General features: G+C 47.0%; 26 protein-coding genes. 15 read left to right on the plus strand and 11 right to left on the minus strand.

Annotation, left to right across the window (positions count from 1 at the left end):
* The first annotated feature begins 139 nt into the window (after nucleotides 1-139).
* Together ADA01nite_RS09160 and tnpA are read left to right on the plus strand one after the other, a co-directional pair.
* Nucleotides 140-916 carry a sporulation protein gene (locus tag ADA01nite_RS09160; protein WP_146809655.1) on the plus strand — a complete coding sequence of 259 codons (777 nt, stop codon included), beginning with the start codon at nucleotides 140-142 and terminating at the stop codon, nucleotides 914-916.
* A gap of 155 nt (nucleotides 917-1,071) precedes the next feature.
* Complete coding sequence (gene tnpA / locus ADA01nite_RS09165; RefSeq protein WP_146809690.1) at nucleotides 1,072-1,470, plus strand: IS200/IS605 family transposase; 399 nt, start codon at nucleotides 1,072-1,074, stop codon at nucleotides 1,468-1,470.
* Nucleotides 1,471-1,570: 100 nt separating this feature from the next.
* Here the strand turns inward: tnpA and ADA01nite_RS09170 are convergent, their stop codons facing one another.
* Complete coding sequence (locus ADA01nite_RS09170) at nucleotides 1,571-2,341, minus strand: alpha/beta fold hydrolase (protein ID WP_146809656.1); 771 nt, start codon at nucleotides 2,339-2,341, stop codon at nucleotides 1,571-1,573.
* Between the two features lie 127 nt (nucleotides 2,342-2,468).
* Here ADA01nite_RS09170 and ADA01nite_RS09175 point away from each other — a divergent pair, with 127 nt between their 5' ends.
* Entirely contained in the window at nucleotides 2,469-3,224 is a 756-nt protein-coding gene (locus ADA01nite_RS09175) for a class I SAM-dependent methyltransferase (protein ID WP_503826252.1), read from the plus strand.
* A 468-nt stretch (nucleotides 3,225-3,692) separates the two neighbouring features.
* Here the strand turns inward: ADA01nite_RS09175 and ADA01nite_RS09180 are convergent, their stop codons facing one another.
* Entirely contained in the window at nucleotides 3,693-4,241 is a 549-nt protein-coding gene (locus ADA01nite_RS09180) for a hypothetical protein (protein WP_146809658.1), read from the minus strand.
* Between the two features lie 180 nt (nucleotides 4,242-4,421).
* Between ADA01nite_RS09180 and ADA01nite_RS09185 the strand changes: the two genes are divergently transcribed.
* Nucleotides 4,422-5,288 carry a cell wall hydrolase gene (locus tag ADA01nite_RS09185; RefSeq protein ID WP_146809659.1) on the plus strand — a complete coding sequence of 289 codons (867 nt, stop codon included), beginning with the start codon at nucleotides 4,422-4,424 and terminating at the stop codon, nucleotides 5,286-5,288.
* 41 nt (nucleotides 5,289-5,329) lie between these two features.
* Here ADA01nite_RS09185 and ADA01nite_RS09190 read toward each other — a convergent pair whose 3' ends face one another.
* Nucleotides 5,330-6,160, minus strand: a complete 831-nt coding sequence (locus tag ADA01nite_RS09190) for a basic amino acid ABC transporter substrate-binding protein (RefSeq protein WP_146809660.1) — start codon at nucleotides 6,158-6,160, stop codon at nucleotides 5,330-5,332.
* A 221-nt stretch (nucleotides 6,161-6,381) separates the two neighbouring features.
* On the opposite strand from ADA01nite_RS09190, the gene ADA01nite_RS09195 reads away from it, so the two are divergent.
* From ADA01nite_RS09195 to ADA01nite_RS09215, 5 genes are all read left to right on the plus strand, one after another.
* Nucleotides 6,382-7,149: a 3-hydroxyacyl-CoA dehydrogenase gene (locus ADA01nite_RS09195; protein ID WP_146809661.1), complete on the plus strand. Its 768-nt coding sequence runs from the start codon at nucleotides 6,382-6,384 to the stop codon at nucleotides 7,147-7,149.
* Nucleotides 7,150-7,401: 252 nt separating this feature from the next.
* A complete protein-coding gene (locus tag ADA01nite_RS09200) occupies nucleotides 7,402-8,238 on the plus strand; it encodes an STAS domain-containing protein (protein WP_170230213.1) in 837 nt (278 codons plus the stop codon).
* 167 nt (nucleotides 8,239-8,405) lie between these two features.
* Nucleotides 8,406-9,053 carry an MOSC domain-containing protein gene (locus ADA01nite_RS09205; protein ID WP_146809663.1) on the plus strand — a complete coding sequence of 216 codons (648 nt, stop codon included), beginning with the start codon at nucleotides 8,406-8,408 and terminating at the stop codon, nucleotides 9,051-9,053.
* A gap of 159 nt (nucleotides 9,054-9,212) precedes the next feature.
* Nucleotides 9,213-9,434 carry a hypothetical protein gene (locus tag ADA01nite_RS09210; protein ID WP_146809664.1) on the plus strand — a complete coding sequence of 74 codons (222 nt, stop codon included), beginning with the start codon at nucleotides 9,213-9,215 and terminating at the stop codon, nucleotides 9,432-9,434.
* A 196-nt stretch (nucleotides 9,435-9,630) separates the two neighbouring features.
* Nucleotides 9,631-11,514, plus strand: coding sequence for a copper resistance CopC/CopD family protein (locus tag ADA01nite_RS09215; RefSeq protein WP_146809665.1), 1,884 nt, complete (start codon nucleotides 9,631-9,633; stop codon nucleotides 11,512-11,514).
* 51 nt (nucleotides 11,515-11,565) lie between these two features.
* On the opposite strand, the gene ADA01nite_RS09220 is transcribed toward ADA01nite_RS09215, so the two are convergent.
* Nucleotides 11,566-12,633, minus strand: coding sequence for a DUF6687 family protein (locus ADA01nite_RS09220; protein WP_146809666.1), 1,068 nt, complete (start codon nucleotides 12,631-12,633; stop codon nucleotides 11,566-11,568).
* Nucleotides 12,634-12,799: 166 nt separating this feature from the next.
* On the opposite strand from ADA01nite_RS09220, the gene ADA01nite_RS09225 reads away from it, so the two are divergent.
* Both ADA01nite_RS09225 and ADA01nite_RS09230 read left to right on the plus strand, forming a co-directional pair.
* The gene (locus ADA01nite_RS09225) at nucleotides 12,800-13,399 is read left to right on the plus strand and encodes a DedA family protein (RefSeq protein WP_146809667.1); all 600 of its coding nucleotides are present in this window, start codon (nucleotides 12,800-12,802) and stop codon (nucleotides 13,397-13,399) included.
* A gap of 112 nt (nucleotides 13,400-13,511) precedes the next feature.
* Nucleotides 13,512-14,303 (plus strand): carbon-nitrogen hydrolase family protein, encoded by a 792-nt coding sequence (locus ADA01nite_RS09230; RefSeq protein WP_146809668.1) that lies wholly within the window; start codon nucleotides 13,512-13,514, stop codon nucleotides 14,301-14,303.
* A 179-nt stretch (nucleotides 14,304-14,482) separates the two neighbouring features.
* On the opposite strand, the gene trhA is transcribed toward ADA01nite_RS09230, so the two are convergent.
* Nucleotides 14,483-15,130 (minus strand): PAQR family membrane homeostasis protein TrhA, encoded by a 648-nt coding sequence (gene trhA, locus ADA01nite_RS09235; RefSeq protein ID WP_146809669.1) that lies wholly within the window; start codon nucleotides 15,128-15,130, stop codon nucleotides 14,483-14,485.
* Nucleotides 15,131-15,334: 204 nt separating this feature from the next.
* Here trhA and ADA01nite_RS09240 point away from each other — a divergent pair, with 204 nt between their 5' ends.
* Both ADA01nite_RS09240 and ilvA read left to right on the plus strand, forming a co-directional pair.
* Nucleotides 15,335-15,793, plus strand: a complete 459-nt coding sequence (locus tag ADA01nite_RS09240; RefSeq protein WP_146809670.1) for a LysM peptidoglycan-binding domain-containing protein — start codon at nucleotides 15,335-15,337, stop codon at nucleotides 15,791-15,793.
* Nucleotides 15,794-16,008: 215 nt separating this feature from the next.
* Entirely contained in the window at nucleotides 16,009-17,268 is a 1,260-nt protein-coding gene (ilvA, locus tag ADA01nite_RS09245) for a threonine ammonia-lyase IlvA (protein WP_146809671.1), read from the plus strand.
* Nucleotides 17,269-17,365: 97 nt separating this feature from the next.
* Here the strand turns inward: ilvA and ADA01nite_RS09250 are convergent, their stop codons facing one another.
* The 3 genes from ADA01nite_RS09250 to ADA01nite_RS09260 are packed head-to-tail and all read right to left on the minus strand — an operon-like array spanning nucleotide 17,366 to nucleotide 19,246.
* Nucleotides 17,366-18,010, minus strand: coding sequence for an ABC-2 transporter permease (locus tag ADA01nite_RS09250; RefSeq protein WP_146809672.1), 645 nt, complete (start codon nucleotides 18,008-18,010; stop codon nucleotides 17,366-17,368).
* Nucleotides 18,003-18,869: an ABC transporter ATP-binding protein gene (locus ADA01nite_RS09255; protein ID WP_146809691.1), complete on the minus strand. Its 867-nt coding sequence runs from the start codon at nucleotides 18,867-18,869 to the stop codon at nucleotides 18,003-18,005. Before ADA01nite_RS09255 ends, ADA01nite_RS09250 begins: the two co-directional genes overlap by 8 nt.
* Entirely contained in the window at nucleotides 18,869-19,246 is a 378-nt protein-coding gene (locus tag ADA01nite_RS09260) for a GntR family transcriptional regulator (protein WP_146809673.1), read from the minus strand. Before ADA01nite_RS09260 ends, ADA01nite_RS09255 begins: the two co-directional genes overlap by 1 nt.
* 413 nt (nucleotides 19,247-19,659) lie before the next feature.
* Here ADA01nite_RS09260 and ADA01nite_RS09265 point away from each other — a divergent pair, with 413 nt between their 5' ends.
* On the plus strand, nucleotides 19,660-22,479 hold the full coding sequence (locus ADA01nite_RS09265; protein WP_170230214.1) for an S-layer homology domain-containing protein: 2,820 nt from the start codon (nucleotides 19,660-19,662) through the stop codon (nucleotides 22,477-22,479).
* Nucleotides 22,480-22,559: 80 nt separating this feature from the next.
* The gene (locus tag ADA01nite_RS09270; RefSeq protein WP_146809675.1) at nucleotides 22,560-23,027 is read left to right on the plus strand and encodes an SLAP domain-containing protein; all 468 of its coding nucleotides are present in this window, start codon (nucleotides 22,560-22,562) and stop codon (nucleotides 23,025-23,027) included.
* Between the two features lie 136 nt (nucleotides 23,028-23,163).
* On the opposite strand, the gene ADA01nite_RS09275 is transcribed toward ADA01nite_RS09270, so the two are convergent.
* The 3 genes from ADA01nite_RS09275 to ADA01nite_RS09285 form a co-directional block, all read right to left on the minus strand.
* The gene (locus ADA01nite_RS09275; protein WP_146809676.1) at nucleotides 23,164-24,189 is read right to left on the minus strand and encodes a stalk domain-containing protein; all 1,026 of its coding nucleotides are present in this window, start codon (nucleotides 24,187-24,189) and stop codon (nucleotides 23,164-23,166) included.
* A 153-nt stretch (nucleotides 24,190-24,342) separates the two neighbouring features.
* The gene (locus ADA01nite_RS09280; protein WP_146809677.1) at nucleotides 24,343-24,690 is read right to left on the minus strand and encodes an ArsR/SmtB family transcription factor; all 348 of its coding nucleotides are present in this window, start codon (nucleotides 24,688-24,690) and stop codon (nucleotides 24,343-24,345) included.
* A gap of 42 nt (nucleotides 24,691-24,732) precedes the next feature.
* A complete protein-coding gene (locus tag ADA01nite_RS09285) occupies nucleotides 24,733-26,451 on the minus strand; it encodes a SulP family inorganic anion transporter (protein ID WP_146809692.1) in 1,719 nt (572 codons plus the stop codon).
* Between the last annotated feature and the right edge of the window lie 66 nt (nucleotides 26,452-26,517).

The following is a 26,517-nucleotide window of genomic DNA, read 5'->3' on the forward strand; positions in this document are numbered from 1 at the left end:
TGAATCTTATTTCCTCTTCCCTTTCCTTCTTTTTTCATAATTTTCACAGAAAAGAGCAACCTCATTTTTCCTTTCTTCGTATAACTTACTGACTGCCAGGAGAGCGCATAAAAAATATTTAAAAAAGGAGAAATGATGGATGTCCTTCTTTAAAAAAATAGCGGCAAGCGTTGGCATCGGTTCCGCTACAGTTGACACGGTTCTGGATTACTCACAGTATCGTCCCGGCGACATGGTTACAGGCACTGTCTATGTGCGTGGAGGCAGTGTGGAACAGCACATGGATGACATTGATTTGTATGTCATGAGTCGCTACGTGATGGAAAAAGACGATAGCAAAGTATATCAGGAGTCTCCTATCGTTTCGCACCGCGTAGTGAACGGATTTACCATTCTGCCAAAAGAAGTGAAAGAGTTTCCGTTCTCGTTTCGCTTACCGTTTGATACGCCTGTTACGCTTGGAAGCGTGTCCCTCTGGATAAAAACGGACTTAGATATTAAGGGCGGAATTGATTCGGGGGATAAAGATTACATTCGGGTGCTTCCGCATCCATGGATGGAAAAAGTATTGGAGGCAATCCGCCAGGTCGGATTTAAACTGCGCGAAGCGGATTGTGAGTACGCTCCATTCTTCAAGCGCCGCCTTCCGTTTGTACAAGAATTTGAATTTGTTCCAACCTCTTCTAAATACTGTGGACGGCTCGATGAAGTCGAAGTTGTATGCCATGTAGAAGAACACGGCATGGAAGTCGCTCTGGAAATCGATCGCAAGGCCAGAGGAGTATTGGGATGGCTGGAAGAAGCGTACAATATGGATGAACGTCTGGTACGCGTTTATTTAAATGAAACCGAGTTAAATCAAGATGGCGCCTTGACCCGGAAGTTCCGCGAAATCATTGAACGGCATGCCAGATAAAAAGGAGAAAAAAGAATTTTCCGAACGAAAAAGCCCGCTCCTTTAGGGGGGATGAAAGTGAGGTTGGAACAGGCGTGGCCTTATGCCACGTCAAATGTTCCAACTATTTTTGTTTATTTGTTGCTGTTTGTTGGTGTAACTGATACAGTGTGGGTATGAATGAATATAGAAGAACTCATACAACAATATCTTTCATCAAGTATCATTTCGTTTTTTATCCTCGATACAGAAGGAAAATATTTCTTCGTTCCGATGTAGAGGAACGTTTTAAACAGTTGGTAAAGGAAATATGCGAAGAATTGGAAATTGTCATTGTTGCTTTAGAATGTGACAAAGACCACACACATATGTTTCTACATGCACTGCCACACCTGAGTCCTTCCAATATTATGGCAAAAATCAAAGGAGTGACTTCGAAAAAGTTGAGAGAGGAATTTCCTCATCTTCGACACTTGCCGAGTTTATGGACACGTTCCTATTTCGTTTCTACCGAAGGAAACGTATCAAGCGAGACAATCAAACGATATGTGGAACAACAAAAAACAAGGGGGTGAATCTGATGTCGCAAACAATCACTGTAAAAGTATACGAACAAGAGTACAAGGATACAGAAAAGTGAGATCGTGGTCGTTGAAAGCTACCGGGCAGCAAATATTATTGTTGCGCATGTACAAACCTCTTGATTAAACGGTTTAATTCACCGTGTGCTTTCGTCGGAATTTGATGTTTAACATTTGGTATCATGGCAAATTCGCTATGAGGCAGCTTCTGATGGATTAGCCTGCCATAAGCATGGAATGGGATATCGTTTTTACCATATACCAGCAAGACAGGAGAGGAGATGCTCCACAGCCGATTTGTGCAGTTATACGTTAAACTATACCGATAGTACTCTTCGACGCTTTTTTTATCGGCTTTTTTTGCATCTTTCCATAACTGTCGAAACATTGCCATAGTGTCGGAATTGCTCCAGGAAATGGAGCAGGCCAATGTAGGGATGGCCCCGGCTCTGGCGCATGAAGCTCCCAGAGAGATTACATTTTTTAGCCAACGGCTATTTACCTCTGATATCCCGCCGATAAGAATGCCGCCCAGCGATCGTTCCGGAGCCGTTAACAGAAACTCAAGGGCGATAGATCCGCCTGCTGAATAACCGCAGACGAAAGCCTTCTCTATGGTAAGATGATTCAATATTTTCTTCATATCTTCGACGACAAGCGAATAGGTCAGCGTTTGTGCAGAAGGCTGGCTTTTCCCATGCCCTCTTATGTCAAAAGCAATCACTGTGAAGTATTTTGACAGCTCATCAAGCTGATATGTAAAATTTGCACTGCTCAGTACGGGAGGATGAATAAAAATAAGCGGTGCTCCTTTTCCACGAACAATGTAATGCAGGGAAACTCCATTCGCGTCGATGCTGGCCATGACTCCTATCACCTCCGTTGTAAAACCTTCCCGATAAGGGGAACTCCAGCCGTGCTCCGCAGAAGATACGCTTATAGTTTGGCGGGAAAATACGCACCTTATTCAGTTTATCCAACACATCCCGCAGATGAAATTCTGGAGCGTGCGCTTCACTTCAAGGAAACTGGATATACGGAATGGGCGATCTTCCGACAAAAGAAGAGATTTATTGCAAGCCATGGGGTTACCTAATGTCCTTAGCCGTTCAAGATATACGGAAGACAACCTTGAGCAGGCTGTAAAACAAGGGGTGGGGCAGTATGTGATACTAGGGGCCGGGATGGATACCTTTGCTTTTCGTCGTCCGGATCTCCTAAGTCAGGTTCAGGTATTTGAAGTTGACCACCCGGCCACACAGACCTTCAAACTTAATCGACTGGCTGAATTAGAATGGGAAATCCCATCAAATCTTCATTTTGTACCTGTGGATTTCACAAAAGAGAGTTTGGCTGATGCACTCAAGGGAACTCCGTATGACTTGCAGACGAAAAGTTTTTTTAGTTGGCTGGGTGTCACAATGTATTTAACCCGAAACGAAGTGTTCGCAACGCTGCGTTCCATTGCCGATATTGCCCCCGTGGGCAGTGCGGTTATTTTCGATTACTTAATACCAGAAGAAGCTACTCCACATGTGAAAAAGATACAGGAGAATTTACGAAAGATAGGCGAGCCGATTAAAACGACCTTTCACCCGTCAACACTGGCTTTTGAACTGGAAAGTTTAGGACTCCGTCTTCATGAGAACCTAAGCCCATCCGATATCCAAGAACGCTATTTTCAGAGTCGAACGGACGGCTATTATGCGAGTAAGCATGTGTGCTTTGCGTGGGCAATAGTAGAGTAAAAATATATTCTCCCATAGTAGATAATTATGAACGCCGGGTTGATTGCCCGGCTTTTTTTAAGGGAAAAAAGCTTATCAAAATAGATAGATTGGACATGGAATTTGACGAAAGATTTTCTAGACCTGCCATGTTACAGGCGCGAGAGAAGAGGGAAAGACATGATAGGCTCATCGGCAGCAGTGGATATCATGCTGGTTTTACGACAAAATAATACAAAAATAAACAATATTCAATCTTTTAAGCGATCGTTTAATTATTACCCGACTTCTTTGTCGGATATTTTCTTTTTCTGTGAAAATTATGAGAAAAGAAGGGGGGAGAAATAAGATCCGGGGAAGAAAAAGGCGTTCGCCTTTTTCCCCGTTGAAATCCTCTCCTCAGTCTTTCCTCTTTTTTCCTTCGTACCACAAGAGTCAGCCTCTCTCCCATGATTTTCATGTCGGGGTTGCATCCGGCTTTTCCTGGATTTATTCCTCTTTGCACCGGCTAAGATGCTTTTTCCGACACGCCTCATAAAATGACGTTACCAAAATTTCTTCGCCATCTTCCAGTACGAAGTACATATTCTCCCCGTGTTGCTTTGTCCCTGTGATGCGCATGCCGGAGAACCGTTCGGTAAACAACCGCTCAAACTCCGCTTCTTTCCACGCTTGAATGTCGCGCGCCATTGCTTCCATTCCGAATTGCGCGAAGCACTTGCGGATGACGCTTGCTTCCCCGTAACTGCCGAAGAAGTCGGTAATCGGCTGCCAGTAAGAGCGCGTTCCCATCCGACTGTGCACCTTCCATGAATCCGAGCCGACGCTGTCTTCATATGTAAAACAATAGTCTGTTCCACGCCAGTGAATGAGAAACTCCATTGCCAGTTTGGCGGACGGCTGCACGGACGCGTCTTTGAATTCAAGCATGCAGAGAAAATCAAATCCGCGTTCCGATAACTGCGGAGCCCGCTTGTCTTTAATGCGGTCGACGTAACTCTTCCATTGTTCGTTCCATTTTATTATCGCTTCATTCATCAGCTTTTCACTCCCGTGTCGCAAAACACCTGCACAATCATTTTTTTACACTAGCATAGAACATCCGCTGCGGCAACTTCCGAAGAAGTAATAGTACTTATTTATTCCAATTGTTCCATATATTATGAATAGAAAGTAAACCTCCTTCTCGCTTACAATATTGGCAAGGGAGGGAGATATATGAAAAAAAGAGTAGTTGCTATTACACTTGCCGCTTTTTTCCTTGGAACGGCGGGAATCAATACCTCGGAAGCCGCCACTTCCACCTCCGTTCTTGTTGACGGAAGAGCCGTACATACGAACAGCCTGATCCAAAACAACTCGATGATGGTACCGGCCGTATTCTTTATGAACGCCGGTGTAAAAGTGGGGTGGAACAAAGACTATCAGGCGGTCACCCTGCAAAAAGGGGATATGATTATCGGGCTTCCGTCCGGCAAAAACTATGCGGATGTGTACACGAAACAAAGCGGCACCTGGAAGCGAGAATATTTGAAAACGACCACGAAGGACCGGGCAGACGGCACATACATTCCACTGCGGTATGCGGCGGAAAAATCGGGCATGGAAATAAAAGGGAACACATCCGCTACCCTCTCTATTTCCACGCAGCGGATGACAGCGAAACCGTCTGTGCAAATACATTCGCTGCAAAATTCAAAATATAGCCAGGAAGACATTCAATGGCTGTACCGGTTGACCGAAGCAGAAGCAGGCGGTGAGCCGTATGAAGGAAAAGTGGCTGTCGCGGCCACCGTATTAAACCGGGTCGACAGCCCGGAATGGCCTGACACGATACAAGACGTCATTTTCCATGTCGTCAATGTAAACGGTAAAAGCTATTATCAGTACTCGCCGGTATTGGACAAGCGTATCTACAGCGCAAAACCATCCAGTGAAACCATAAAGGCCGTACAGGAAGCGTTAAAAGGCAAGGACCCCAGCCGGTCGGCTCTTGTTTTCTACAATCCCGCCAAAACAGACAATCAATGGGTACGCTCTCGTCCGGTAACGGCGAAAATCGGAAGTCATATCTTTTCGAAATAAGGAAAACCCCGGTCTCTCCGAAGAGATGCCGGGGCTTTCCATTACTTGACTTCGCCGAAGTACTTTTTGTAGATTTCGTCATATTTGCCGCTATCTTTTACTTTTTTTAGCGCTTCATTGACTTGTTTTATCAGCTCGGTATCTTTCTTGTTAGCCATGATTCCGTAGTTTTCTTTCGGAATGTTCGGATCGTCGATTGTTACGTAACCCGGCTTCGGGTTTTTCTTCATGTGCTCCATCAAGAACGCGTTATCTGCGACCACGACGTCTACACGCTTGTTGTACAGGTCTTCAACCATGCTTGGCATTTCATCGTATTGAAGAATATCTTTATTTGCCTTGCCCAGTAGGTCGGAAACGATAAGTGCGCCGGTCGTAGAGGTCATAACGCCTACTTTGTGACCTTTGATGTCCTGTAAGCTCTTAATCGGCGAACCTTCTGGAACAAGAATCAGTTGCTTCGCCTGGAAATACGGCTCGGAGAATAAATACAGCTTCTCGCGGTCCGGTTTAATGGTGATGCCAGAGATAGCAAGTTCTGCTTTTCCGCTTCCAATTTCTTCGAATACGCCATCCCAGCTTGTATTTTTTATTTCGATGTTCCAGCCCATTTCTTTCGCCATTTCGTTAATCAAATCAACCTCAAATCCAACCGGCTTGCCGCTCGGATCCAAATACTCGAACGGCGGGAACTCGGCATGCATCACAACTTTGTACGTCTTTTTCTCCGGTGCGGAAGCACTCTGCGCCTGTTCATCTTTCTTCTCAGCCGGTGCGCTGGTCGGCTGTTCCGTTTTTCCACCGCATGCGACCACAAGCAAGCCCATAATAATAATCAGAAATACAACCCCTGCATGTTTCAACAGCTTCATCTCTTGACCCCCCAGATGTGTGTATAATTATAAGAATTAAAAAGATTATATACAAATTTTAAACAATTTGACAATCTATTCATCATAAAAACTTCTCAATAAAATATTTATCAATATATTTAGAATCTTTAAAATAATAATTGACTATTCATTCACAAAGCTCTAGCATGAAATAAGAGGAGGTTATCTATGAAAAAAATAGAGAAAGGAGATGAGGCACTATGAATCTCGCAAACCAAACCGCAATCGTAACCGGAGGCGCATCCGGACTCGGCGAAGCGACCGTGCGCCGCATTATCGAACAGGGAGGCAAGGCCGCCATTCTCGATCTGGCAGGTGACAAGGGAGAGCGTTTAGCCCGGGAATTGGGTGAACGCGCGTTGTTCCTGCCAACCGACGTTACAAGCGAAGAAAACGTAAAACATGCCATTCAACAAACGACAGACACTTTCGGGCCTCTGACTCTGGCGGTCAATTGCGCCGGTATCGGAAACGCGCAAAAAGTCATTCAAAAAGACCGCCCTCACGATTTATCCGTATTTACAAAGATCATTACCATCAACCTTATTGGTACGTTTAATGTAATCCGCCTCGCAGCGGACCAAATGAAGGACAACACACCGAACGAGGAAGGGGAGAGGGGGGTAATTATCAATACGGCGTCGGTTGCCGCGTTTGAAGGACAGATTGGACAGGCGGCGTACAGCGCATCCAAAGGGGGCGTCGCCAGCATGACGCTGCCAATCGCGAGAGAGCTTGCGCGCTACGGCATCCGCGTGATGACGATCGCGCCCGGCCTGTTCGAGACGCCGATGTTCGATACCATTCCGGAAGACATTCGCAACGCGCTCGGTGCTTCCGTGCCGTTTCCCTCCCGTCTGGGACGTCCGGCAGAATACGCGCGCCTTGTTCAAAGTATCGTCGAGAATCCGATGCTGAACGGTGAAACCATCCGTCTTGACGGTGCAATCCGCATGCAGCCGAAATAAGCAGAATTCAGCCGCCGGGCGTACTCCGGCGGCTTTTTATGCAATGGATGCCCATTTTTTCAACGGATGCATTCCCTTCCTCGTAGTGGCTGCCAAGATATCCTCTTTTTCTTCGCTCCTTCTTTACGATACAATAAAAAGAGAATACATGCTGAGTAAACACCTGCATTCTTTTTTGCATGATTGGAAATGCACAGAGAAAAATAACAGAATAATAGGATGGATGATATTGCAATGAATGAGGAGCAACTGATGAGCAGAAACTTGCAGGAGCTAAGCCGAAAAATTATAGAGAAACGCCATGAGTTGGCGGAACGGATTACAAAGGAACAGAACGAAAAGTATCCTCAACTTGTTCCTTTATCCGAACAACTGCGGGACTTTCGTGTTAACCTGGTGCAGTTGTATGGCGAGGCGATGGCCATGGATGAAGAAGTACGCACCGCCCGCCTGATGGAATGGGGGGAAGAGACCGGCACAGCATGTGCTATGCTCGGTACCACGCTGGATGCGATGCTCAATGAGGTCCCGCAGTACCGAGTTGCCATTGGCGAAGTCATCCGCGATGAAGGGGAGAAAATGAACCTTTCCCTGCGCGAATTCTATGAAATCATTTCTCATTTTGACGCTATTATGAATCTGGTGATTTACAGTTTCAGTTTGCCGTTTGTCCGATACCACGATGAACAAATGAAAAAATCCCAGCTCGCATTGCTCGAACTATCTGTACCGGTTGTTCCGGTAGCCAAAGGTGTAGCGGTACTGCCAGTTGTCGGCAGCATCGATACGCATCGGGCCAAACTGTTAATGGAAGAGGCGCTGAAGCGAAGTGCAGAGTTACGCCTGAACCATTTTATCCTTGATCTTTCCGGCGTGCCGATTATTGACACCGTTGTAGCCCAACAGATTTTCCAGATTATCAGTGCACTGCGTCTGCTCGGCGTCGATGCGAAACTCAGCGGAATCCGGCCGGAAATTGCCCAAACAGTCGTGAGTCTTGGCATCGACTTCGGCAAGACCGACACGTTCGCCAATCTTCACCAAGCGCTGGCTTCGATTGGATTTACATACAAGCAAAACAATCGATAAGCAACTCAGGCTGAATACGCATTACAAAAAAGCGCCGTGGAGCATCCTGCCTCTACGGCGCTTTTTTGTAATGTCTGTTTGCTGCCTGTCTACATTGCGCACCTCCCGATCTACCCTTATGATGAAGAAAAGAAAACTTCTGTATAAGGAAGAGAAGGAGAACCCGTATGTCCAACCATATCGTATCACTCAATGTCGGAAAACCGCGGAAACACGTCTATCAGGGGCGGGAAATCGAGACCGGTATTCACAAAACCCCGCTGAAAGATCGTATATTTTTATCCCTGTTTAACCTGGAGGGAGACGGACAGGCCGACCTTGTCCACCACGGAGGTATAGACAAAGCATTGTGCGTATATCCGTATGAACACTACGCATATTGGGAGCAGGAAATCGGGCAAAAGCTTGCATACGGAGCGTTTGGTGAAAACCTTACAACCATGGGGCTAAGCGAGGCTGAAGTATGCATCGGTGATATATTCCGATTCGGAGAAGCGATCGTGCAGGTCAGCCAGCCCCGGCAACCTTGTTATAAGGTGGCGGCCCGCTACAATATACCGGACTTTCCGCTGCGCATCCAGCAAACCGGGTTCACCGGCTTTTATTTCCGGGTCCTTAAAGAAGGGTGGGTATCCGCTGCCGGTCCGCTGCACCGGCTGGAAAAACACTCCGCAGGCATCACAGTCACCTTCGCAAACCAAATCAAGTATCATGATAAAAATAACATAGAAGCTATAAAAACCATTCTTGACGTGCCGGAACTGTCAGCCAGCTGGCGGGCAAGCCTGGAAGAACGGATAGCCAAACTGAAATAAGGGGAAAATATTTTGCAAGAATAGCGCATTTAGTTATATAACAGTATTTATTTTTTTAAATTATGATAGTACAATGGAAGTCGTAAAGGTTGTCGAAATTTTGTGATTCTATGGGGTTGTTAATCTGAACTAGAACAAAGAAAACAGGAGTGGATTTATATGGGGACATCAACAGGCGCTGATTTTCACCATATGATGCGCGAGGAAGCCCAACGCCTGCTGTCGCATATCAAAAATGAGACAGATAAAAACCGGAAGTACCAATTGTGCGGCATGCTGCTTGAAATCTATGAAGAACTCGACATTGAAGTAAAAGACAATACCTCCTTTTGGGGCGACATTCGCGTCGATTACCGGGATATCGTCAGTCATTTAAGGTAAAATTTACACGGAGCCTTTTTCCGCTTTCAGCGGGAAGGTTCTTTTTTTATGCTTCGTATCTGTCACGCAGACTTCGAATTTTCTACACAAATTGCACACAAATTATCGTTATAATGAATAAGTGTCATAAACAGCATTTTAATACTGGTAAACGAGCCGGAACGAAGTGAAACAGATAAACAATAAGGAGAGAACTATGTTTGCAGCAAAAAAAAGGGAATACCCTATTCTTTTCATCTATTTGCTTGCGGCAAGCATCGCCGGGCTTTTCCTTTGGACTTCGCCCGCGATGGCGCACTCTAAATTGGAGAAAACCATACCTGAAAAAGGAGCGGTGCTTGAAACGCCACCGAAACAGGTGGAAATCTGGTATAAGCAACCGGTCGATGTGCCTGCCAAGACCAATACGGTAACGAGCCAGGATGGCCGGAATGTACAGGGAAAAGCGATAGCCGACCCGAAAAACAAGCGACGGGTCATCATCCCGCTTGTTTCAGATATCCCGGCGGGCGTTTATACTGTCAAAAGCAAAGTCATCGCGCAGGACGGGCACATTCTGTCCCAGACATTTCAATTCGAAGTAAAGAAGCCGAAGCAGCCGGCAGCACCCGTGAAAAAAGAGTATAAGCTTGCAGAAACCTCACCGAGAGACGGAACGCTGCTGTCCGCTTCCCCTAAAGAAGTACGGCTAACGTTTACGGAACCGGTACAGGTCGAATACGCCTCCATTTTCGACAATCGAAACAAAGAATACAGCAACGGTAAGATTAAAACCGATCCAAACAACCCTCGCCAGATGATACTTACGCCGGTTAAAGCGTTACCGCCCGGAACGTATGGAGTAGAATGGAGCGCCAAGACGCCGACATCTGACAAAAAAGAGATGGAGGGTCAAATTTACTTCGCTGTGCAGGAAATGTCTCCGCCACTGAAAAGCGGGGGAGTAGACTTGATCGAGCAGCTAAGCCGGGAAACACTGCCGAACTGGCTGGCATTCTTTGGCATGGCCCTGTCGTTCGGAGGCACGTTATTCGTCCAATTTATTGCCCGAAGTAAAGAAGCGCAAAAACGCTGGCAATACTGGCAGGTTCCGATTTACTTTTTAACGGCAACCGCGACGCTCGTACTGTTCTTAGTCAGAAAAGCCACGCTGCCCGAAATTTCTCTTGGTGAGCTGGCGACGCTGCGCATCGGATGGGTACCGCTTGTGCAATCTCTTGTGTTCATGCTGATTTTCGCCATTACGCTTACGCGTTGGACCCTGCCGTTTCTCGCGGTGATGCTGGCGCTGAACTCGCTTGTCGGACATTCGTATTCATCCGAATACGGCGGCGGGCTGGCCATTATAATGAATACGATTCATCTGTTCGCGTTGTCCATCTGGTTCGGCGGTCTGTTCGCGCTGGTGGTGCTAGCACCGAAAGAAGAAAAATGGAAATGGTATAAAGAAAAAGGCGCCGAGTTCTCACGCTGGGCGCTCATCAGCATCGCGCTTGTCATTCTGACCGGTATTGCGATGACAGTAGATTACGTTCCGTCCTGGAACGATTTCATCCGCAGCGTGTGGGGCGCTTCGGTAGTGACGAAAGCAGGGCTGGTCCTTATCATCGTGCTGCTTGGCTACTTGCAAATGCGCTATGTGAAAAAAGGGACCGAAAAAAGCACAGGCTGGTTTGTCCACAGAATCAAATGGGAAATCGGGCTTGGAATTGTGACGTTGCTCGTAGCGTCCGCATTGATTAATTTTGTGCCGTTCGCCTCGGAAGCAGGCGGCGTGCCCGTGAAGGTGACCAAACACGGCATTACGGCGTATACTAGCATTTCTCCATTTGTCTCCGGCTTTAATGACGTAGACATTCGGTTTGAAAATGCCCCGAAGTTTAGAGAAGTGTATGTACAGTTCGCAGAGCCGCCGGAATATAGCGCAACAAACCGGGCGTTCGATCTTGGTGGAGGTCGTTACCGGATAACTGGCGATCAACTGCGAGCACCGAGCAAAACGTACATTAACGTGGAAGCCATCACGGAAGACGGCCGCAAAATCGTATTTTCTTTCCCGCCGCGCGACACGGCCCGGTAAGGATGTTTAATTTCTGTATACGAAAGACCCGAGGGGAAAGCCTTCGGGTCTTTAAAATGCCCGGGATAAGATCATCGCTACCCTGTCCGGAGCCAATTGACTCGCCATAGGCTCATAATCTTCCGAAAGAAACGAAAGTACCACCGGGAAGTTTCGCCCCTTCACGCTTGAAAAAGGGGAAAGCTCCTTCGCCAGCGTCCAGCCCCCGTTCGCAGGTTCATCCTGCCGCAGCGTCTGCACCGCTTCCTCCAGCGGAGCATATCCATACAGGTAGCCATTCGTGCTTCCGTTAAACACAAACCCGGGAGCTCGCCATGAATGAGGAGTATCCGCCCACATGTAGCCCGGATACCACAAGTCATAGTACCATCCGTCAGGCGTCTCCACGGAAATCAATTGGACTTTTTCTTGGTCCAGGCGATTTCGCGCCTGCGGATGGAGCCACATATCGTCCTGCAGCGCTTCATTGAAAGCCGGCACCTTTAACGCTTTTGTAAGCGATTTCTCAGCCAAAGCGGCAGGGATGTGGTAATGCACAAAGCGACTGTGTATCTCATGTCGAATAATATGACCTGCATCAATCCGTGCTACGGAGCTTTGCAATGCTTCTATGCCCTTCATGATGCGCGGATCGTCTTCTGCACCCTCCAGCAGCGAAAACGCCCGCTCGAAGCACGCTTCATATACCTGCTGCGTATCCGTTCCGCTCGCTTTTAAATCATCCATGAGGAGCGTTAGTCCCTGGTATAGGCGCTGGGCCTTCAGATCTCCCCAGCCGGAGAAATCGCCCATCTCCGCAGCCTGTACAATCGTATTGCGGTGCTCCAGCGCTTGTTTGCTATGTACCAGAGTAAATACGGCCAGTACGCCATCCACATCCACATGATTGTTAACGGCAAGATCCCAGTCGTTTGTATCGTTTCGGCTGAGAAAGTTCATGCAGATTTCTGTTGACGTATCGGCCTTATACACACCGGGCGTCCGGTTGGGAATCCAGTGGCTGAGCTCTAAGTCCATATCGGAACGAAAAGTGGCATCGGGCGCTCCGTCGGTAAAGATTGTCCGGTTACTTGCCGGGCGCCTGGTTTTACTGCCGAGGATATAATAATTTGCAATCATACGTTCCTTCCTTTCCCTTTTCTTTCCACGATACGTTTCTTTTTTTTCATCGTCAATGTCATGTCACAAAGGAATGATTGGATTTTTGCCATTCCACTGTGATACGCTTAAGTGTGGGAAGAGAAAGAATGTGGGAACTGACAATAGAGAAATAAAAGGGGATTCTATGGAACATCAACTTAGCGAATGGCTTGGCCATTTCGGGTACCTCGGCATTTTTCTGGCTTTAGTCGGCGGCATTGTGGGCCTGCCGATTCCGGATGAGCTTTTGATGACGTTTGTCGGATACACCATAGCAACGGGAAGAATGGAATACATGCCGGCGCTATTGTGCGCCCTTTTCGGCTCTATAAGCGGAATGACCGTTAACTATGTTCTGGGCCGCAAGCTCGGTCTGCCTTTTCTGCTAAAGTTCGGTCCGAAGTTCGGCATCAGAAGAAAAAAGATTCGGTATACCCAGCGGCTGTTTTATAAATTCGGCGCTTTTCTGCTGTTTATCGGCTATTTCATTCCGGGCGCCCGGCATCTGACGCCATACCTGGCTGGTATGGCACGGCTTCCTTTCCGCAGATTTGCGCTGTATGCGTATTCAGGCGGCCTGTTCTGGGTCTTTACCTTTATCACGCTGGGCTGGAAGCTGGGGAAGAAGTGGACCGTATTTGAGTACTATATGGGACACTATAAACCGTATCTTCTTCTGCTTGGATCCTTGCTCATCCTGCTTGTTTTCGTATATTTTAAATTTTTGCGCAGAGCCAGTCCATAAAGCTACACAACGAACTTGTATACATTGGATCGGTATGTGGGTGGAAGAGATGACTCTTCAGGAAGAATTCGAACGTTTAAAGAAGAAATGAATAGAGCAGGGAGAGAGATTGATGAAACAGACCTGGAACATTGCGCTGGCGCAGCTTCCGTGCAGGGAAGGGGATAAAGAAGCCAACCTGCGGGAAATAGAGCAGGCGATCGAGGAAGCATACACACAGGGAGCCGATATTCTCGTACTTCCTGAAATCATACTGACCGGTTTCGTCCACAGGGAAACGCTGCGCAAGCTGGCCGAGTCCCGCAATGGCGAAAGCCTAAGCCGGATCCAGCGAAAACTCTCGGCTTTTCCTCTGTACCTCGTCTACTCGTTCCCGGAGCTTGGCGAGGGTGATGCAGTATACAATACGACCTGTTTTCTCCGAAAAGACGGGACTCCGCTTGCGTATTATCGAAAGACGCATCTGTTTGCCGGAGAGAAAAAGGTGACAAAACCGGGAGATGAACTGGTGCATGTGGAAGTGGATGGAGCGAAGATCGGGCTGCTGGTGTGCTTTGATATCGAATTTCCGGAGGCGGCGCGAGCGCTGGCCGCACGGGGAATTCACATGCTGCTTGTGCCAAGCGCCAACATGTCGCCGTATGAGGTCCCGCACCGAACTTTCACTATGGCTCGTGCCATGGAAAACCATATGTTTGTCGCCTACTGCAACCGCATCGGCGCCCATAAGTCATTCGTCTACCGGGGACAGAGCGTTGTCGTCGACCCGGAGGGGAAGATTGTGCTGGAATGCGCGGACAGCGAACGGGAAGTCCGCACCGTGCAAATCGATCTTGCGGACATCGAAAAAAGCAAAACTGCCTACAACTATCTGGAAGAGCGACGTCCCGAACTATACGGTTGAACGAGAAAGCCCCCGAGCCGCATTTGGACCGGGGGCCTGTTATGTGTAAGTCGCGTAGTGGTTAACGTATAGAAACCCCCCATGGCGTCTCAGCCGCGACCCCGACATGAAAATCGTGGGGAAGGGTGGCTTGCTTTTGCGGTACGAAGGAAAAGAAGCTCCAGTTCACACGCCTGCGGTTATCGAAGCGGCAGCAAATAGAAAAATACACCGAAAAAGTGGGCGGCCGTGCCTGCCAGTACAAATGTATGCCATACCGCATGATGAAACGGAAATCCCCGCCACATATAAAAGACGGTACCGAGCGTATACAATACGCCTCCGACAACCAGCAGCACCATACCGCCGAAGGGAAGTCCCGCGACCAAAGGCTGCCATGCAAGCACGATCAGCCAGCCCATCACAATATACAGGACGGTTGACAGGTACATAAATTTCTTGGTAAAAAACATTTTAAAGATGACGCCTGCCAGCGCCATGCCCCAGACAACGCCGAACAACGTCCAGCCGAGCGCCCCTTTAATCACAAGAAACAAAAATGGAGTATAGGTCCCGGCTATAAACAAGTAAATCGAAGCATGGTCACAAATTTCGAAAATGTCTTTGACTTTGCCCGGAGGAAAACTGTGCACCAGGGTAGAAGAGAGATACAGCAGCAGCATCGTCACCCCGTATATGGCGAAGCTTACGACATGCCAGGCGGTCCCGGACTCGCTGGCGGCAACCAGCAGCCATACGAGAGCGGCGATGCTGAACAGGGCACCGATTCCGTGGGTAATCGCGTTGGCGACTTCTTCTTTTCTTGTAAAAACATGAGTGCTTGCCATTTCTCCAATCCTTTCCTCTATCTATCTTTTTCTTCAGTATAACCTCTAGGGGAAAAATAACAACCGCAAAATCGATCACGACCCTGAACATTGCATGATTGTTTTAATGTCTAAGCCCATCTTCCCGTTTGCCATGAACCCCAAAAAATTGCTGGCATACACTAGGCATAGGTAAACGACTATATATGCAATGGAGGAGATTGTATGGACCGTCAATTTTTCTTTGGTAGCCCCTTCTTCTTTCCGCGCCGTCGCTTATTTCCGTTCTTTTTCTTTTTCCCGTTCTTTTTCCCGTTTTTCCGGGGAGAAGAGGATCGGGACGGAATGTATTATACACATACATGCGGCGAAGGCGACACAATGAGGAAATTGGCCAAAAAATATAACGTTCCTCAGCCGGTGCTGGAAGCTATGAACCAGCACATTCAAAATCCCGCCGCACTGCGCCCGCGTGAAACGGTATATGTACCTCGAATGGATAAAATGTACTGTCAGAAGATGTACATGGAAGAAGGCGAAATACAGATGAATCAACCCATGATGCCGTACACCGCTATGCCTTCTTCTATGTATCCAGCCCAGCAGATGATACCATATCCCAACCAGCCGGTGAATCCATATCCCAATATGGCGATGCCAGCCCCTGCACATGCAAATCAATAGAGAAAAGCAGCCGACTGTTCTTGCAGAGCAGTCGGTTTTTCTTATTATAGCATGCTGCCCGCTGATTCCTTTCTGTTTCTTTTCACTAATATAGCTTTGAAATTGACAGATATGTTGTGAATATCTATAATTTTTCTTATTCTTAATCTAGCGGAAAATAAAAAGAAGAAAGAACATCCAGGAGCAAACTCGCAGGACTTAGGGGGAAAACGAATATGAATAAAACTGCAGCGAAAGTAACCGTAGAAGACATCCTGGTAGCTCATCACACATTAAAAGATGTCGTCTATAAAACACCCCTGCAGAAAAACCGGATTCTATCGGAACAGTTGGGCTGTAACGTCTACATCAAGCGGGAAGATTTGCAGGTGGTCCGTTCGTTTAAACTTCGCGGCGCCTATAATCTCATCCGCAGCTTGTCGGAAGAAGAACTCGCGCAGGGCGTCGTGTGCGCCAGCGCAGGGAACCACGCGCAGGGGGTTGCATTTTCCTGCCAATCGCTCGGTATTCGCGGCACGATTTTCATGCCGGCGACGACCCCGCGTCAAAAGGTTTCTCAAGTCAAATTGTTCGGCGGCGACGCGGTGGAAGTGGTGTTGGTAGGCGATACATTCGACGATTCGTTCGCGGAAGCGATGAAATATACAGAAGCACACGGCATGACATTCGTTCATCCGTTCGACGATCCGAAAATTATCGCCGGCCAGGGCACGGTCGGCATGGAGATTATGGAGGAGATGACGGAAAACATCGATTATGTATTTGTCGGCATTGGTGGAGGCGGGCTTGCCTCGGGCGTCGGCACGTACTTAAAAAGCATCTCTTCTTCGACAAAGATTATCGGCGTTGAGCCGGAGGGTGCGCCCTGCATGAGGGAAGCGCTGAAGCAAAACAAACCGGTTATGCTGGCCAACATTGAGAAATTCGTGGATGGGGCAGCAGTCAAGCAGGCAGGAGAGTTGACGCTGGACATCTGCCGTACCGTACTCGACGACATTGTCCTGGTGCCGGAGGGGAAGGTGTGCACGACGATTCTTAACCTCTACAACCAGAACGCGATTGTCGCGGAACCGGCAGGCGCACTGTCTATCGCCGCGCTGGAATTTTATAAAGATCAAATTCAAGGCAAAAACGTCGTCTGCGTCATCAGCGGAGGCAACAATGATATCGACCGTATGCAGGAAATTAAAGAACGTTCACTCATCTATGAAGGTTTGAAGCACTACTTTATTATCAATTTTCCGCAGCGCGCCGGTGCTCTGCGTGAGTTTCTCGACAATGTGCTCGGTCCGAACGATGATATTACCCGTTTCGAATACACGAAGAAAAACAACAAAGATAATGGCCCCGCACTCGTCGGCATCGAGCTGAAGAAGCCGGAGGACTACCAGCCGCTCATGGAGAGAATGCGGCAGCACAATATTGACTGTATGGAAATTAACCATAATCCATCGCTGTTTAATTTGTTAATTTAATAATCGTTCCATCATAAAAACCGCCAGCTTCTTTGAATAAACTGGCGGTTTTTATATGCAATGATTCCATCGTATGCTTACCTTCGCCCGCAATCTCCTAGAATTCTTTCTTAGCGTAAATTCGCAACGAAGCCAGCCACGAAACCAGCATCAGTACCGCCGCCTCAGCAAACGCTAGCAGCATCATCTGTTCCGCTGACAGTTCTCTGATTATATTGAGTAAAGAAACGAATCCTTCCATATACGTATCCAGAAAATTAATGGCAAAGAAAATAGCAAATCCAAGGAGAAAGATGGCCACCCGTACATATTGCGCACCGAACCGGTAATACAGCGGGAAATAAAACGACACGAAATGCATCACTGCAATAGCTGCCACCCCAAGCTCAAACAAACCAATGGGGCGTACTCGATCCGCGCCTAACGTTAAGTACAGCAGCACGTTAATGCCCGCTACCATTCCGGCTGAGATTAAAATGAATAGAAAGGAAGAGAGATATTTCGCTGATACGATTTGCCGCCGTACCAGCGGAAAACTATTCAGTAAAATGTCTGTCTTGCTTTTATCATCAAATCCGTTGGCGGTTACAATAAAGAAAAAGCCACCGACAAACGCAATAAAACCATAAGAAATATACACTCCATAGATACCCTGTAAAAAAAACAGCACGGCCAGATAAATCAGGGAAATGACAAACATTTTCTTTTGAATGATTATATCCTTCATCAGTAAACTACGCATGGCGTCTCCCCCTTACCGTGTAAAACATAATGTCTTCTAATGAGGGTGTCTCAATCAGCGCCTCGTCTCCGAACAGTTCCTCAGCCATCTGCACATTGCTCGTCAGTCCTTCAAACCCGACCGCCGTCTCGCGGAGCCCGATAAATTCTTTCCGCGTATCCGCATCCAGCAATTCCTTCGCCCCTCGCACAATGCCATACTGCTCAAGGATTTCGTCTTTCGGGCTGTTGAATACAATGCGTCCACGGTCAATAAATGTAATGTAGTCGGCGATGCGATCCAGATCGGTTGTAATATGGGTCGAGAAGAAGACCGCCTTTTCCTCATCCTGAATGATATCGGCGAGAATATCGAGAATTTCGCGGCGAAACACCGGATCAAGTCCGGAGGTCGGTTCGTCCATAATAATCAGATCAGCATGGTGGGAGAGGGCGACAGCAAGAGAGAACTTCATCTTCATCCCCTTGGATAAATGTTTAATCTTTCTGCGGGTGGGCAGCTCGAAACTGTCGATATAGCGCTGAAACGCAAGATCGTCCCAGCGGCGGTAAAGCGGAGCGATAATCCGTTTCATCTCCCGGATGGTCAACTCTTCATAAAAATAACTCTCATCATAAACGAAGCCGATGCGCTCTTTAATTTCTTTTTCGCGTGCAATGTTATCAAGACCGAACACGAAAATGTCTCCTGAATCCCGCTTAATTAGATTCATCAAAAGCTTAATCGTAGTGCTTTTGCCGGCGCCGTTCGGTCCAATAAATCCGGTAATATAGCCCTTCTTAATCGAAAACGATACATCCTGCAGCGCGAAATCCTTGTAGCGCTTATTTACGCCTTTCATTTCTACGATGTTCTCCATCATATTTCCTCCTTGTAAAGCAGTTCAAGCATTTCTCCCAACTCCTCAAGACTTATGCCAACCAATTTGCTTTCACCTACGACTTCCGCCAGTTTTTCCTCGATGGCTTTCAGGCGTTTTTCCCGCAGAAAATCTTTGTTTTGTCCGGCCACGAAGGAGCCTTTACCGACGACGGAGACAATAAAACCTTCTTTCTCAAGGTCCTCATACGCTCGTTTGGTCGTAATTACGCTGATCTGTAAATCTTTGGCCAGTTGGCGGATGGATGGCAGGGCATCGCCCTCTTCCAATTCCCCCTTGAGAATGCTTTGTTTCATTTGATTCTTGATTTGCTGATAAATCGGCTCTTTCGATGTATTTGAAATGATGATATTCATGCATTCTCCTTTCGCTACGCCTTTTGTTCATAGTGTATATATATAATATATACACTAATTACACTTTCGTCAACAAATTTTGTAAACGCCAAGCTGTTCATGAATGCTGGATATTATCGAAATAAGCCAGCGGTTTAAAAACCGGGGCTTATTTTCATCGTTCGATATTCACTAATTTTCTCTGTGGTTCTTACATTTTCTAACTAACTGTAGGAAAAACCTATCATCTTTAACTAAAATAGAAAACTTTTCTGAGCGTTACGTGTCTAATCGTAATGAAAGGAAGAAAAACCGGATGTTAATTACATCATGGTCATACAAAGCCGCCAATGCAGCATATTGCGCGGCTCCTTGTCTTCCCACAACAACATCTCAGCCATATACAACTACGGTTTTTAAGGAGGAGAATGTATATGTCCAAGAAGAAAATCGTACCTGCACTATTAGCGACAGCTATGGCGGTTCCGGTGGCAGCCCCGGCATCTGCCGAACAACTGACCGATATTCAAAAAAGCTGGGCCAAAACATATATCCAGGCCCTCGTAGATAAAGACGTATTAAGCGGCATGGGCAACGGCAAATACGAGCCTGCCAAGACGCTGACCCGCGCTGAAATCGCGGTTGCGCTGACCCGCGCATTGGATTTGGAACTTGACGCTGCCGCCGCCGCAAAATTCAAAGATGTACCGGACTGGGCCAAGCCGTATGTGGGCGCTCTCGTTAAAGCAGGCATTGCAGCCGGTATGGATGCCAATACATACGGATCCAATCTAAAAGTTACCCGTGAACAGCTCGCGGTATTCTATGTACGTGCGCTCGGTCTTGAACCGGTGGCCAAAGAAGCGCAGGGTCTTGAGCTGACATTTAAAGATGCTGCTTCTATTTCTGAGTATGCGAAAAAGCACGTTGCACTGGCGGCGAAAATCGGCTTCATTCACGGCTTCCCGGATAACACATTCGGACCGAAGCAAAACGCCGACCGTGCACAGTTGGCTAAGCTGACATACGACCTGTACTTCAAAGGCGAAACATTCGTACAGAAAGCGAATGAATTGTTTGGTACTGTAAGTGTGCAAAGTGTAACAGCGACAAACGGTACGGTAACCGTAATGTTCGACAAAGCGCTGACAGCGGCACCACAGGCGGCCGATTTGGAAGTAACGCAAGCAGTCAACGGCTCTTCGCCGATGGAAATTACACCATCTGATATTACATTAAGCGAAGACAAAAAATCAGTTTCCTTTAAGATTCCAACCGTTGAAGAAAAAGAGGAGAAACAATCTGTTGTCATCTCCGTCGCTTACCGCGGTGGTGCTGCAAAATCGGCAGAAGCGTTTACTGTCGCTTCCAAGTATCTGATGGTAGAAGACGTCACTGCGCTTAATCCTTCTGAAATCAAAGTCATCTTCAACAAGGAAGCCGACAAGAGTACGGCTGAAGATGAAGGGAATTATACGCTGCAGAACGGCAGCCATCCGAGAGAAGCCAAACTGTCTGATGACAAGAAAAGCGTAATTCTTCGTCTTGCCGCACCGCTGGCAAACGATGCCGCTTACAGAGTGGATGTAGCGAATGTAAAAGATACGAACTATAACGTAATGCAAAAATTCGAAGGTACGGCGAAGCTGTTCTTCGATAAGGAAGCACCGAAGCTGCAAAAAGCCGAAATGATGACCGACGGCAGACTGAAGCTAACATTTAACGAACCGGTGCAGGATACGATGACGGTGAAAGTAGACGATACCGTTGTGGCAAACGGCGACACAACCAAGGTGACTCCTGCGACAGAAGCCGGCGACTACTCCGTTACTGTGGGTGGACTAAACGATGAACTCAAGCAAACGGGTAACCACACCGTTACGGTATACAATGTAGCGGATACGCTCGCAGGCAAGCCGAACACGCTAAACATCGCTTCGCTTTCTTACACGGTAGAAGCTGATTCTTCCGCTCCGACCGTATCGAGCTTGACCGCAACCGGCAAAAATACATTCAAAGTAAAATTCAGCGAAGAACTGGCAGCAGCACCGACCATTTCCGTGAAGAAAGGTTCGCTTGTACTGAAAGCGGACGCGGTACAGGATGCAAAAGACAAGACCGTATACAATGTTACTGTATCGTCGAATGATCCGACTAACAATCCGCTGTACGGCAACAACGAAACATCGGTACAGCTGTCCGTAAATGTGAAAAACATGCGTGATGCCGCAGGCTTCATCGGCTCCGAATACAACGGCACTGTAACGCTTACCGAGCAGAGCGGCGCACCTACGGTCGTAAGCACTGCACTGAACAAAGTCAATGTGGACAATAGAACGATTTCTATCAAATTCGATAAAGAACTCGCAAGTGTAGATAAGAACAAAATTACGGTACGAAAAGACAATGTGATTATGCCGGTTCAAGACGCGAAAGTAAATGCAAGTGCAAAAGATACGGTAGACATCACGCTTTCCTCTGTAACAGCCGGTACGTATAACGTAAACTTTGCCGCCGGAGCTGTTACGAGTCAGGAAGGTTCAGCCAAGAACAGTGAGCTTAGCACAACAGCTACAGCAAGCACGAACACGGATGCACTAACGGTAGCAAAGCCGCAAGTGCTGACCGGTAACGTAATTGAACTGAAATACAGCGAAGATATGGGCGACAGCGCAACGAATGCGGCAAACTATACGCTTGATAATCAGCCGCTGCCGAGCGGAACCACTATCGACTTCGTCGGTGACCGCAAAACTGTGCAAATTAAGCTGCCGGCAGGATCCGTTGCAAAGAGAACAGAGAAGCAGCTTGCAATCGGTCAGGGTGTGCGCAGCCAGAGCGGCAAATCTCTGGCAAGCGATGCAGCCACACACTTCCAGATTGAGCTTGAGGATAACACGAATCCAACGCTGACAGCAGCCCAGTTTCAGGATGTTATCTCTAACAACAGCAGCAAAATCCGTCTGACATTCAGCGAAAATCTGGCTGAGGACTTGCCGGCAACAGAGGATGGTACCGCGATTGATACGGACGACTTTGTTGTTACGGTAAATGGTATAAAACAAACCGTAAAGCAGGTTATTGATGGAACCAAAGGTGATACTATCATTACACTGGAACTCGCAAACGGAGTGAACGTCGGCCAAAATGTACAAGTGGAAGTACAAGGAACCGGTGCAGGCAATAACGAAATAGAAATTAAAGATAGAGCCGGAAACGCGCTTGCAAGCGGAACGGTAAATGTATCCAGATAAAATCTGGCAATAAAAGATAAAGAGGAGACCCGCTACGGCCTCCTCTTTCCTTATGTTATACTTTCGAAAGGGGATTATCTATGAAATCTCACCTCAAAACTTTCATTGCAGAAAGCAGTGGAGAAGAGCTTAGAAGAACCGGTGAAAATACTATGCCTCTCTCGCTGAAAGTCGACCCTGAGCTTGAAGAATTCATCGGTTTGGATCGACGCTATACTTTTGCGTTCTTCCAGGATGCGCTGCCGCCCATCGACGAAAACCAGATATCCGTTCACGGTCTGGAACTTGAAAAAGATATGATGGGGGTACGTGTTATCGGCATGTTCCGCAACGGGCTGAACGCATCCATCGGATTAGAAAGCATTCCGCTTCATCTGCGCGACGCTTCCGGCGAAACGGTGGCACGCCATGTATTTCATTTAAAGGAGTGGAGCGACATTCCGCCGCGGACGGGATTTGTTACCAGCTGGGTGTTTCCTTACTCATCCTTTATAAGAAAAGACGTTGATTTTTCAGATTGGAGCGTTCATTTCGCTGTTTCACCTTGATAAAGCGCCTGTGTAGCCCGTGCTCAAAAACATGGACTACTTTCTTTTTACACAGCAAATTCGCACCATCCTGCCTACGTAAAAATGTCAGATGTAATGCATATAGTTTTTTTGTCTACAAAATTCTTTATTTCAGTCATAAATTGTCATATAAAGAGCTGGCATGGTTCGCAGGATCTGCCGGAATGATACTATAATACGAACTTGCTAATAGTAATTCCGTAATAAACCATCCTTCCTTGCCATTTACCGTACGTTTTTCGACAATAAATTTCTCGAGCCCTGTCGTGGACCCGCTTGAAGTAATTTCAGGATAGGTAACCGTATATTCTACAGCCGTATCACTGAGCTTCTTTTCTTCTTTTACGGTAATCGGTCCGACCCATGGACTTGAGCCGCCGGTAACCCAGCCGTAATTTTTTACGCGTTCCATCGCTTTTTTGCGAAGCTCGGGTGAGAGCGCCGCATATTGCAGGGCACCGCTCCGGGTTTGTTCCCCGCGTCCCCATAGTTTCATTGCTTCTTCCGGGGTAGCGGGAATAAGCGCTTCTTCAATCATTTTGATTTGCGTTTCAATCTCGTCCCGATTGGGAGATTCGATAGAAAGTTTATTTGCCATCTTATCATATGTAACTTCCGCTTTGAATACTTGTTGTATCCAATCTGCAAGAACATAGATATGTCCATTATGAATTTCTATATCATAAACGGCATAAGGCTGATGATTGACGGAAAGAGTGATTGGTTTCTTCTTTTCAAAAGGCTGATTTTCAAGATTAAGCGTTAACGGGCGAAGAGGGAGATGCGGGACTGCAATTTTTTTGGCGTTTTCGGGAAGAGGCCATATTTCGTCTTCCTTCCGGCGATTCTGGCTCGTTAGTCCTTGAACATATGAGGATAGTTTTTCAAATGCATCATAAGCTTCATTTGTTTCAATGGAAACGGTTTGGGTTTTTGGGTCCCACTCAACTGAACGGGCTCCGAGCTGCTCGGCGGCCCAGCGAATAGGAACCATGACTTGGCCCTTCGCCGTATGTACACCGGGGGGAGCGGCAACGGATCCGTTTATTTGAATTGTCAATGCTGGGGAAGCGAACGCTGATGAGCTGCCTAATGCGGATGCTAAGAGAAGGCTTGCCAGGATTATTTTCGACTTTTTCATTTTTTCTCGTCCTCCCGATTCGTATATAAAAATTCGGCCTATATACTTAATATTACCAGGAATTTTTGAGATTGTTTAAAAATAAAAAACAGCCGATGAAGATTGTACCCTTTCATCGGCTAAGCTTTCTAATTCTCAGGAAGTATTTCACTCTTATTCTTCCATATTGCTTTCTTTATCGTCATTGAATTTATCAAGCATAGTGATAGCGTCAATTAGATGATTATTAAAGATTTGTCGCGCAATATGCAGTAAATCAATAATCATAGGATCGCGGAGGGAGTAGATTACGCGATTTCCTTCCTTCGTTCCCACTACAATATTTTTTGACCGTAAAACGCTTAATTGCTGTGAAACAGCTGAGCCTTCCGCACCGATAATGGTTTGAAGTTCATTCACATTCTTATCTCCTTCGGCCAGCAGTTCCAGAATGCGTATCCGTAAAGGATGCGAGAGCGCCTTGAAAAAGTCTGCTTTAAATTGCTGCAACTCCAAATTCATAATTTTCCTCCATTTTGCCGGTTATCCAGGAAGGCTGTGCTTTCACCGGGATGCTTCTCCTGCCACCTCGTATAAGCTGGACATCTTCGAACACTCCCGGAACGCATAGTGTTTACATCCCAGACAGCGATTTGGTTCAAGCCGGGCAAGTGCAAAGGTAATCGCGTCGCCCGTACGTTTAAAAAAGTGTTCTTGACCAATTTCATCATATAATCCGGTTTTTTTCAAAACATTTTCCGGCTGGCTTTGAATCCCCGAAATCAAAATCGTGCCGCCATTCTTCTGAAAATGGCGGACAATACTGGTAAGGTTGGATTCACCCGTTGTATCCATATAGGGGACCCTGCCCATTCGCAAAATGAGAATGGAAGGGCGTTGGTGAATCGTGTCTATCAGTGTTTTCTCAAACATTTGAGCTGCTCCGAAAAAAAGAGGGCCTTCTATTGTATACATGCTAATTTGCGGACAATCGCGGCCGCTGTTAACGATATGAGGGCGAACTTTGTTGTGTTTATCCTCCGGATCCGGAAGTACTTTTGCAACTGTAAGAACTTCGCTCATTCTCTTCACAAAAAGGAGAGCCGCCAGTATAAGGCCAATTTCTACTGCTGTGGTAAGATTTGTAAATACAGTAAGGAGAAAAGTCAGCACTAAAACAACGGAATCACTTGTCTTTGTCTTCAAAATATGCGCAAACTCTTTTCTTTCACTCATATTCCACGCCACCACCATCAAAATCGGTGCCATGCTGGCCAATGGAATAACAGAAGCGTACGGAGCCAGCAGCAATAAAACGGACAGCACTACCAGCCCGTGAATCACCCCGGCGACAGGAGAAGTCGCGCCGTTCTTAATGTTAGTCGCTGTCCTGGCAATAGCTCCTGTGGCGGGAATTCCTCCAAATAACGGCGTTATCATGTTTGCGATTCCCTGTCCGATTAGTTCCCGGTTACTGTTGTGCCTGCTTCCGGTCATTCCATCCGCTACCACTGCAGACAATAGGGATTCAATCCCGCCTAACATGGCGATTACAAAAGCGGCAGGAAGCAACTGTTGCACCTTTTCCCAGGTTAAGTCAGGGAAGTGGAAGTCGGGCAGTGTGTTTGGGATACTGCCAAACGTTGAACCGATTGTAGCCACTTTTCCTGAGAATAAAAGGGCCGCAAGAAAACTGGACAGAAGGAGGCCAAGCAGCGGACCCGGCACTCTCGGAACATATTTTGGTGTCAATAAAATAACAAGAAAGCAAATACTGGACGTAAGAATGCTATACACATTGATGGTGTCTAGATGGCTGAGTATCTCTTTTACATTGGACAGAAAATCCTCGTGTTTTTCAATGCCGCGTAAGCCTAAAAAATTGGCGATTTGCCCCGTAAATATAATAACAGCAATTCCGGAAGTAAATCCAATCGTAACAGGGCGGGGAATGAACTTTATTAAGGAGCCGAGTTTAAACGCGCCCATGAGAATGAGCATCAGACCTGCCAGAAAGCCTGCAAGCAGCAGGTTCTCATACCCATACTGCATGACAATGCTTAAAAGAACGGGAATAAAAGCTCCGGTCGGGCCGCCGATTTGATACTTCGAACCACCGAAAACGGAGATTAAAATTCCGGCAATAATCGTTGTATACAGACCGTACTCCGGCTTTACTCCGGAAGCGATGGCAAACGCCATCCCCAATGGGATCGCAATAATCCCCACGATAATCCCGGACAGCAAATCTTTGCGAAACCGCTGAAATGAGTAAGTATACATATGGTTTCTTACTAAATTACGCACTGAAATCCCTTCTTCTTTATATTTGAATATTTGAATATAGAT

The organism is Aneurinibacillus danicus (genome assembly GCF_007991215.1).
Taxonomy (GTDB): Bacteria; Bacillota; Bacilli; order Aneurinibacillales; family Aneurinibacillaceae; genus Aneurinibacillus; species Aneurinibacillus danicus.

What these genes read in the sequence shown, in the direction of transcription:
- ADA01nite_RS09160 (WP_146809655.1), top strand. Translation starts at nt 140, where the DNA reads ATGTCCTTCTTTAAAAAAATAGCGGCAAGCGTTGGCATCGGTTCCGCT.
- tnpA (WP_146809690.1), top strand. Translation starts at nt 1,072, where the DNA reads ATGAATGAATATAGAAGAACTCATACAACAATATCTTTCATCAAGTAT.
- ADA01nite_RS09170 (WP_146809656.1), bottom strand. Translation starts at nt 2,341, where the DNA reads ATGGCCAGCATCGACGCGAATGGAGTTTCCCTGCATTACATTGTTCGT.
- ADA01nite_RS09175 (WP_503826252.1), top strand. Translation starts at nt 2,469, where the DNA reads ATGAAATTCTGGAGCGTGCGCTTCACTTCAAGGAAACTGGATATACGG.
- ADA01nite_RS09180 (WP_146809658.1), bottom strand. Translation starts at nt 4,241, where the DNA reads ATGAATGAAGCGATAATAAAATGGAACGAACAATGGAAGAGTTACGTC.
- ADA01nite_RS09185 (WP_146809659.1), top strand. Translation starts at nt 4,422, where the DNA reads ATGAAAAAAAGAGTAGTTGCTATTACACTTGCCGCTTTTTTCCTTGGA.
- ADA01nite_RS09190 (WP_146809660.1), bottom strand. Translation starts at nt 6,160, where the DNA reads ATGAAGCTGTTGAAACATGCAGGGGTTGTATTTCTGATTATTATTATG.
- ADA01nite_RS09195 (WP_146809661.1), top strand. Translation starts at nt 6,382, where the DNA reads ATGAATCTCGCAAACCAAACCGCAATCGTAACCGGAGGCGCATCCGGA.
- ADA01nite_RS09200 (WP_170230213.1), top strand. Translation starts at nt 7,402, where the DNA reads ATGAGCAGAAACTTGCAGGAGCTAAGCCGAAAAATTATAGAGAAACGC.
- ADA01nite_RS09205 (WP_146809663.1), top strand. Translation starts at nt 8,406, where the DNA reads ATGTCCAACCATATCGTATCACTCAATGTCGGAAAACCGCGGAAACAC.
- ADA01nite_RS09210 (WP_146809664.1), top strand. Translation starts at nt 9,213, where the DNA reads ATGGGGACATCAACAGGCGCTGATTTTCACCATATGATGCGCGAGGAA.
- ADA01nite_RS09215 (WP_146809665.1), top strand. Translation starts at nt 9,631, where the DNA reads ATGTTTGCAGCAAAAAAAAGGGAATACCCTATTCTTTTCATCTATTTG.
- ADA01nite_RS09220 (WP_146809666.1), bottom strand. Translation starts at nt 12,633, where the DNA reads ATGATTGCAAATTATTATATCCTCGGCAGTAAAACCAGGCGCCCGGCA.
- ADA01nite_RS09225 (WP_146809667.1), top strand. Translation starts at nt 12,800, where the DNA reads ATGGAACATCAACTTAGCGAATGGCTTGGCCATTTCGGGTACCTCGGC.
- ADA01nite_RS09230 (WP_146809668.1), top strand. Translation starts at nt 13,512, where the DNA reads ATGAAACAGACCTGGAACATTGCGCTGGCGCAGCTTCCGTGCAGGGAA.
- trhA (WP_146809669.1), bottom strand. Translation starts at nt 15,130, where the DNA reads ATGGCAAGCACTCATGTTTTTACAAGAAAAGAAGAAGTCGCCAACGCG.
- ADA01nite_RS09240 (WP_146809670.1), top strand. Translation starts at nt 15,335, where the DNA reads ATGGACCGTCAATTTTTCTTTGGTAGCCCCTTCTTCTTTCCGCGCCGT.
- ilvA (WP_146809671.1), top strand. Translation starts at nt 16,009, where the DNA reads ATGAATAAAACTGCAGCGAAAGTAACCGTAGAAGACATCCTGGTAGCT.
- ADA01nite_RS09250 (WP_146809672.1), bottom strand. Translation starts at nt 18,010, where the DNA reads ATGCGTAGTTTACTGATGAAGGATATAATCATTCAAAAGAAAATGTTT.
- ADA01nite_RS09255 (WP_146809691.1), bottom strand. Translation starts at nt 18,869, where the DNA reads ATGGAGAACATCGTAGAAATGAAAGGCGTAAATAAGCGCTACAAGGAT.
- ADA01nite_RS09260 (WP_146809673.1), bottom strand. Translation starts at nt 19,246, where the DNA reads ATGAATATCATCATTTCAAATACATCGAAAGAGCCGATTTATCAGCAA.
- ADA01nite_RS09265 (WP_170230214.1), top strand. Translation starts at nt 19,660, where the DNA reads ATGTCCAAGAAGAAAATCGTACCTGCACTATTAGCGACAGCTATGGCG.
- ADA01nite_RS09270 (WP_146809675.1), top strand. Translation starts at nt 22,560, where the DNA reads ATGAAATCTCACCTCAAAACTTTCATTGCAGAAAGCAGTGGAGAAGAG.
- ADA01nite_RS09275 (WP_146809676.1), bottom strand. Translation starts at nt 24,189, where the DNA reads ATGAAAAAGTCGAAAATAATCCTGGCAAGCCTTCTCTTAGCATCCGCA.
- ADA01nite_RS09280 (WP_146809677.1), bottom strand. Translation starts at nt 24,690, where the DNA reads ATGAATTTGGAGTTGCAGCAATTTAAAGCAGACTTTTTCAAGGCGCTC.
- ADA01nite_RS09285 (WP_146809692.1), bottom strand. Translation starts at nt 26,451, where the DNA reads ATGTATACTTACTCATTTCAGCGGTTTCGCAAAGATTTGCTGTCCGGG.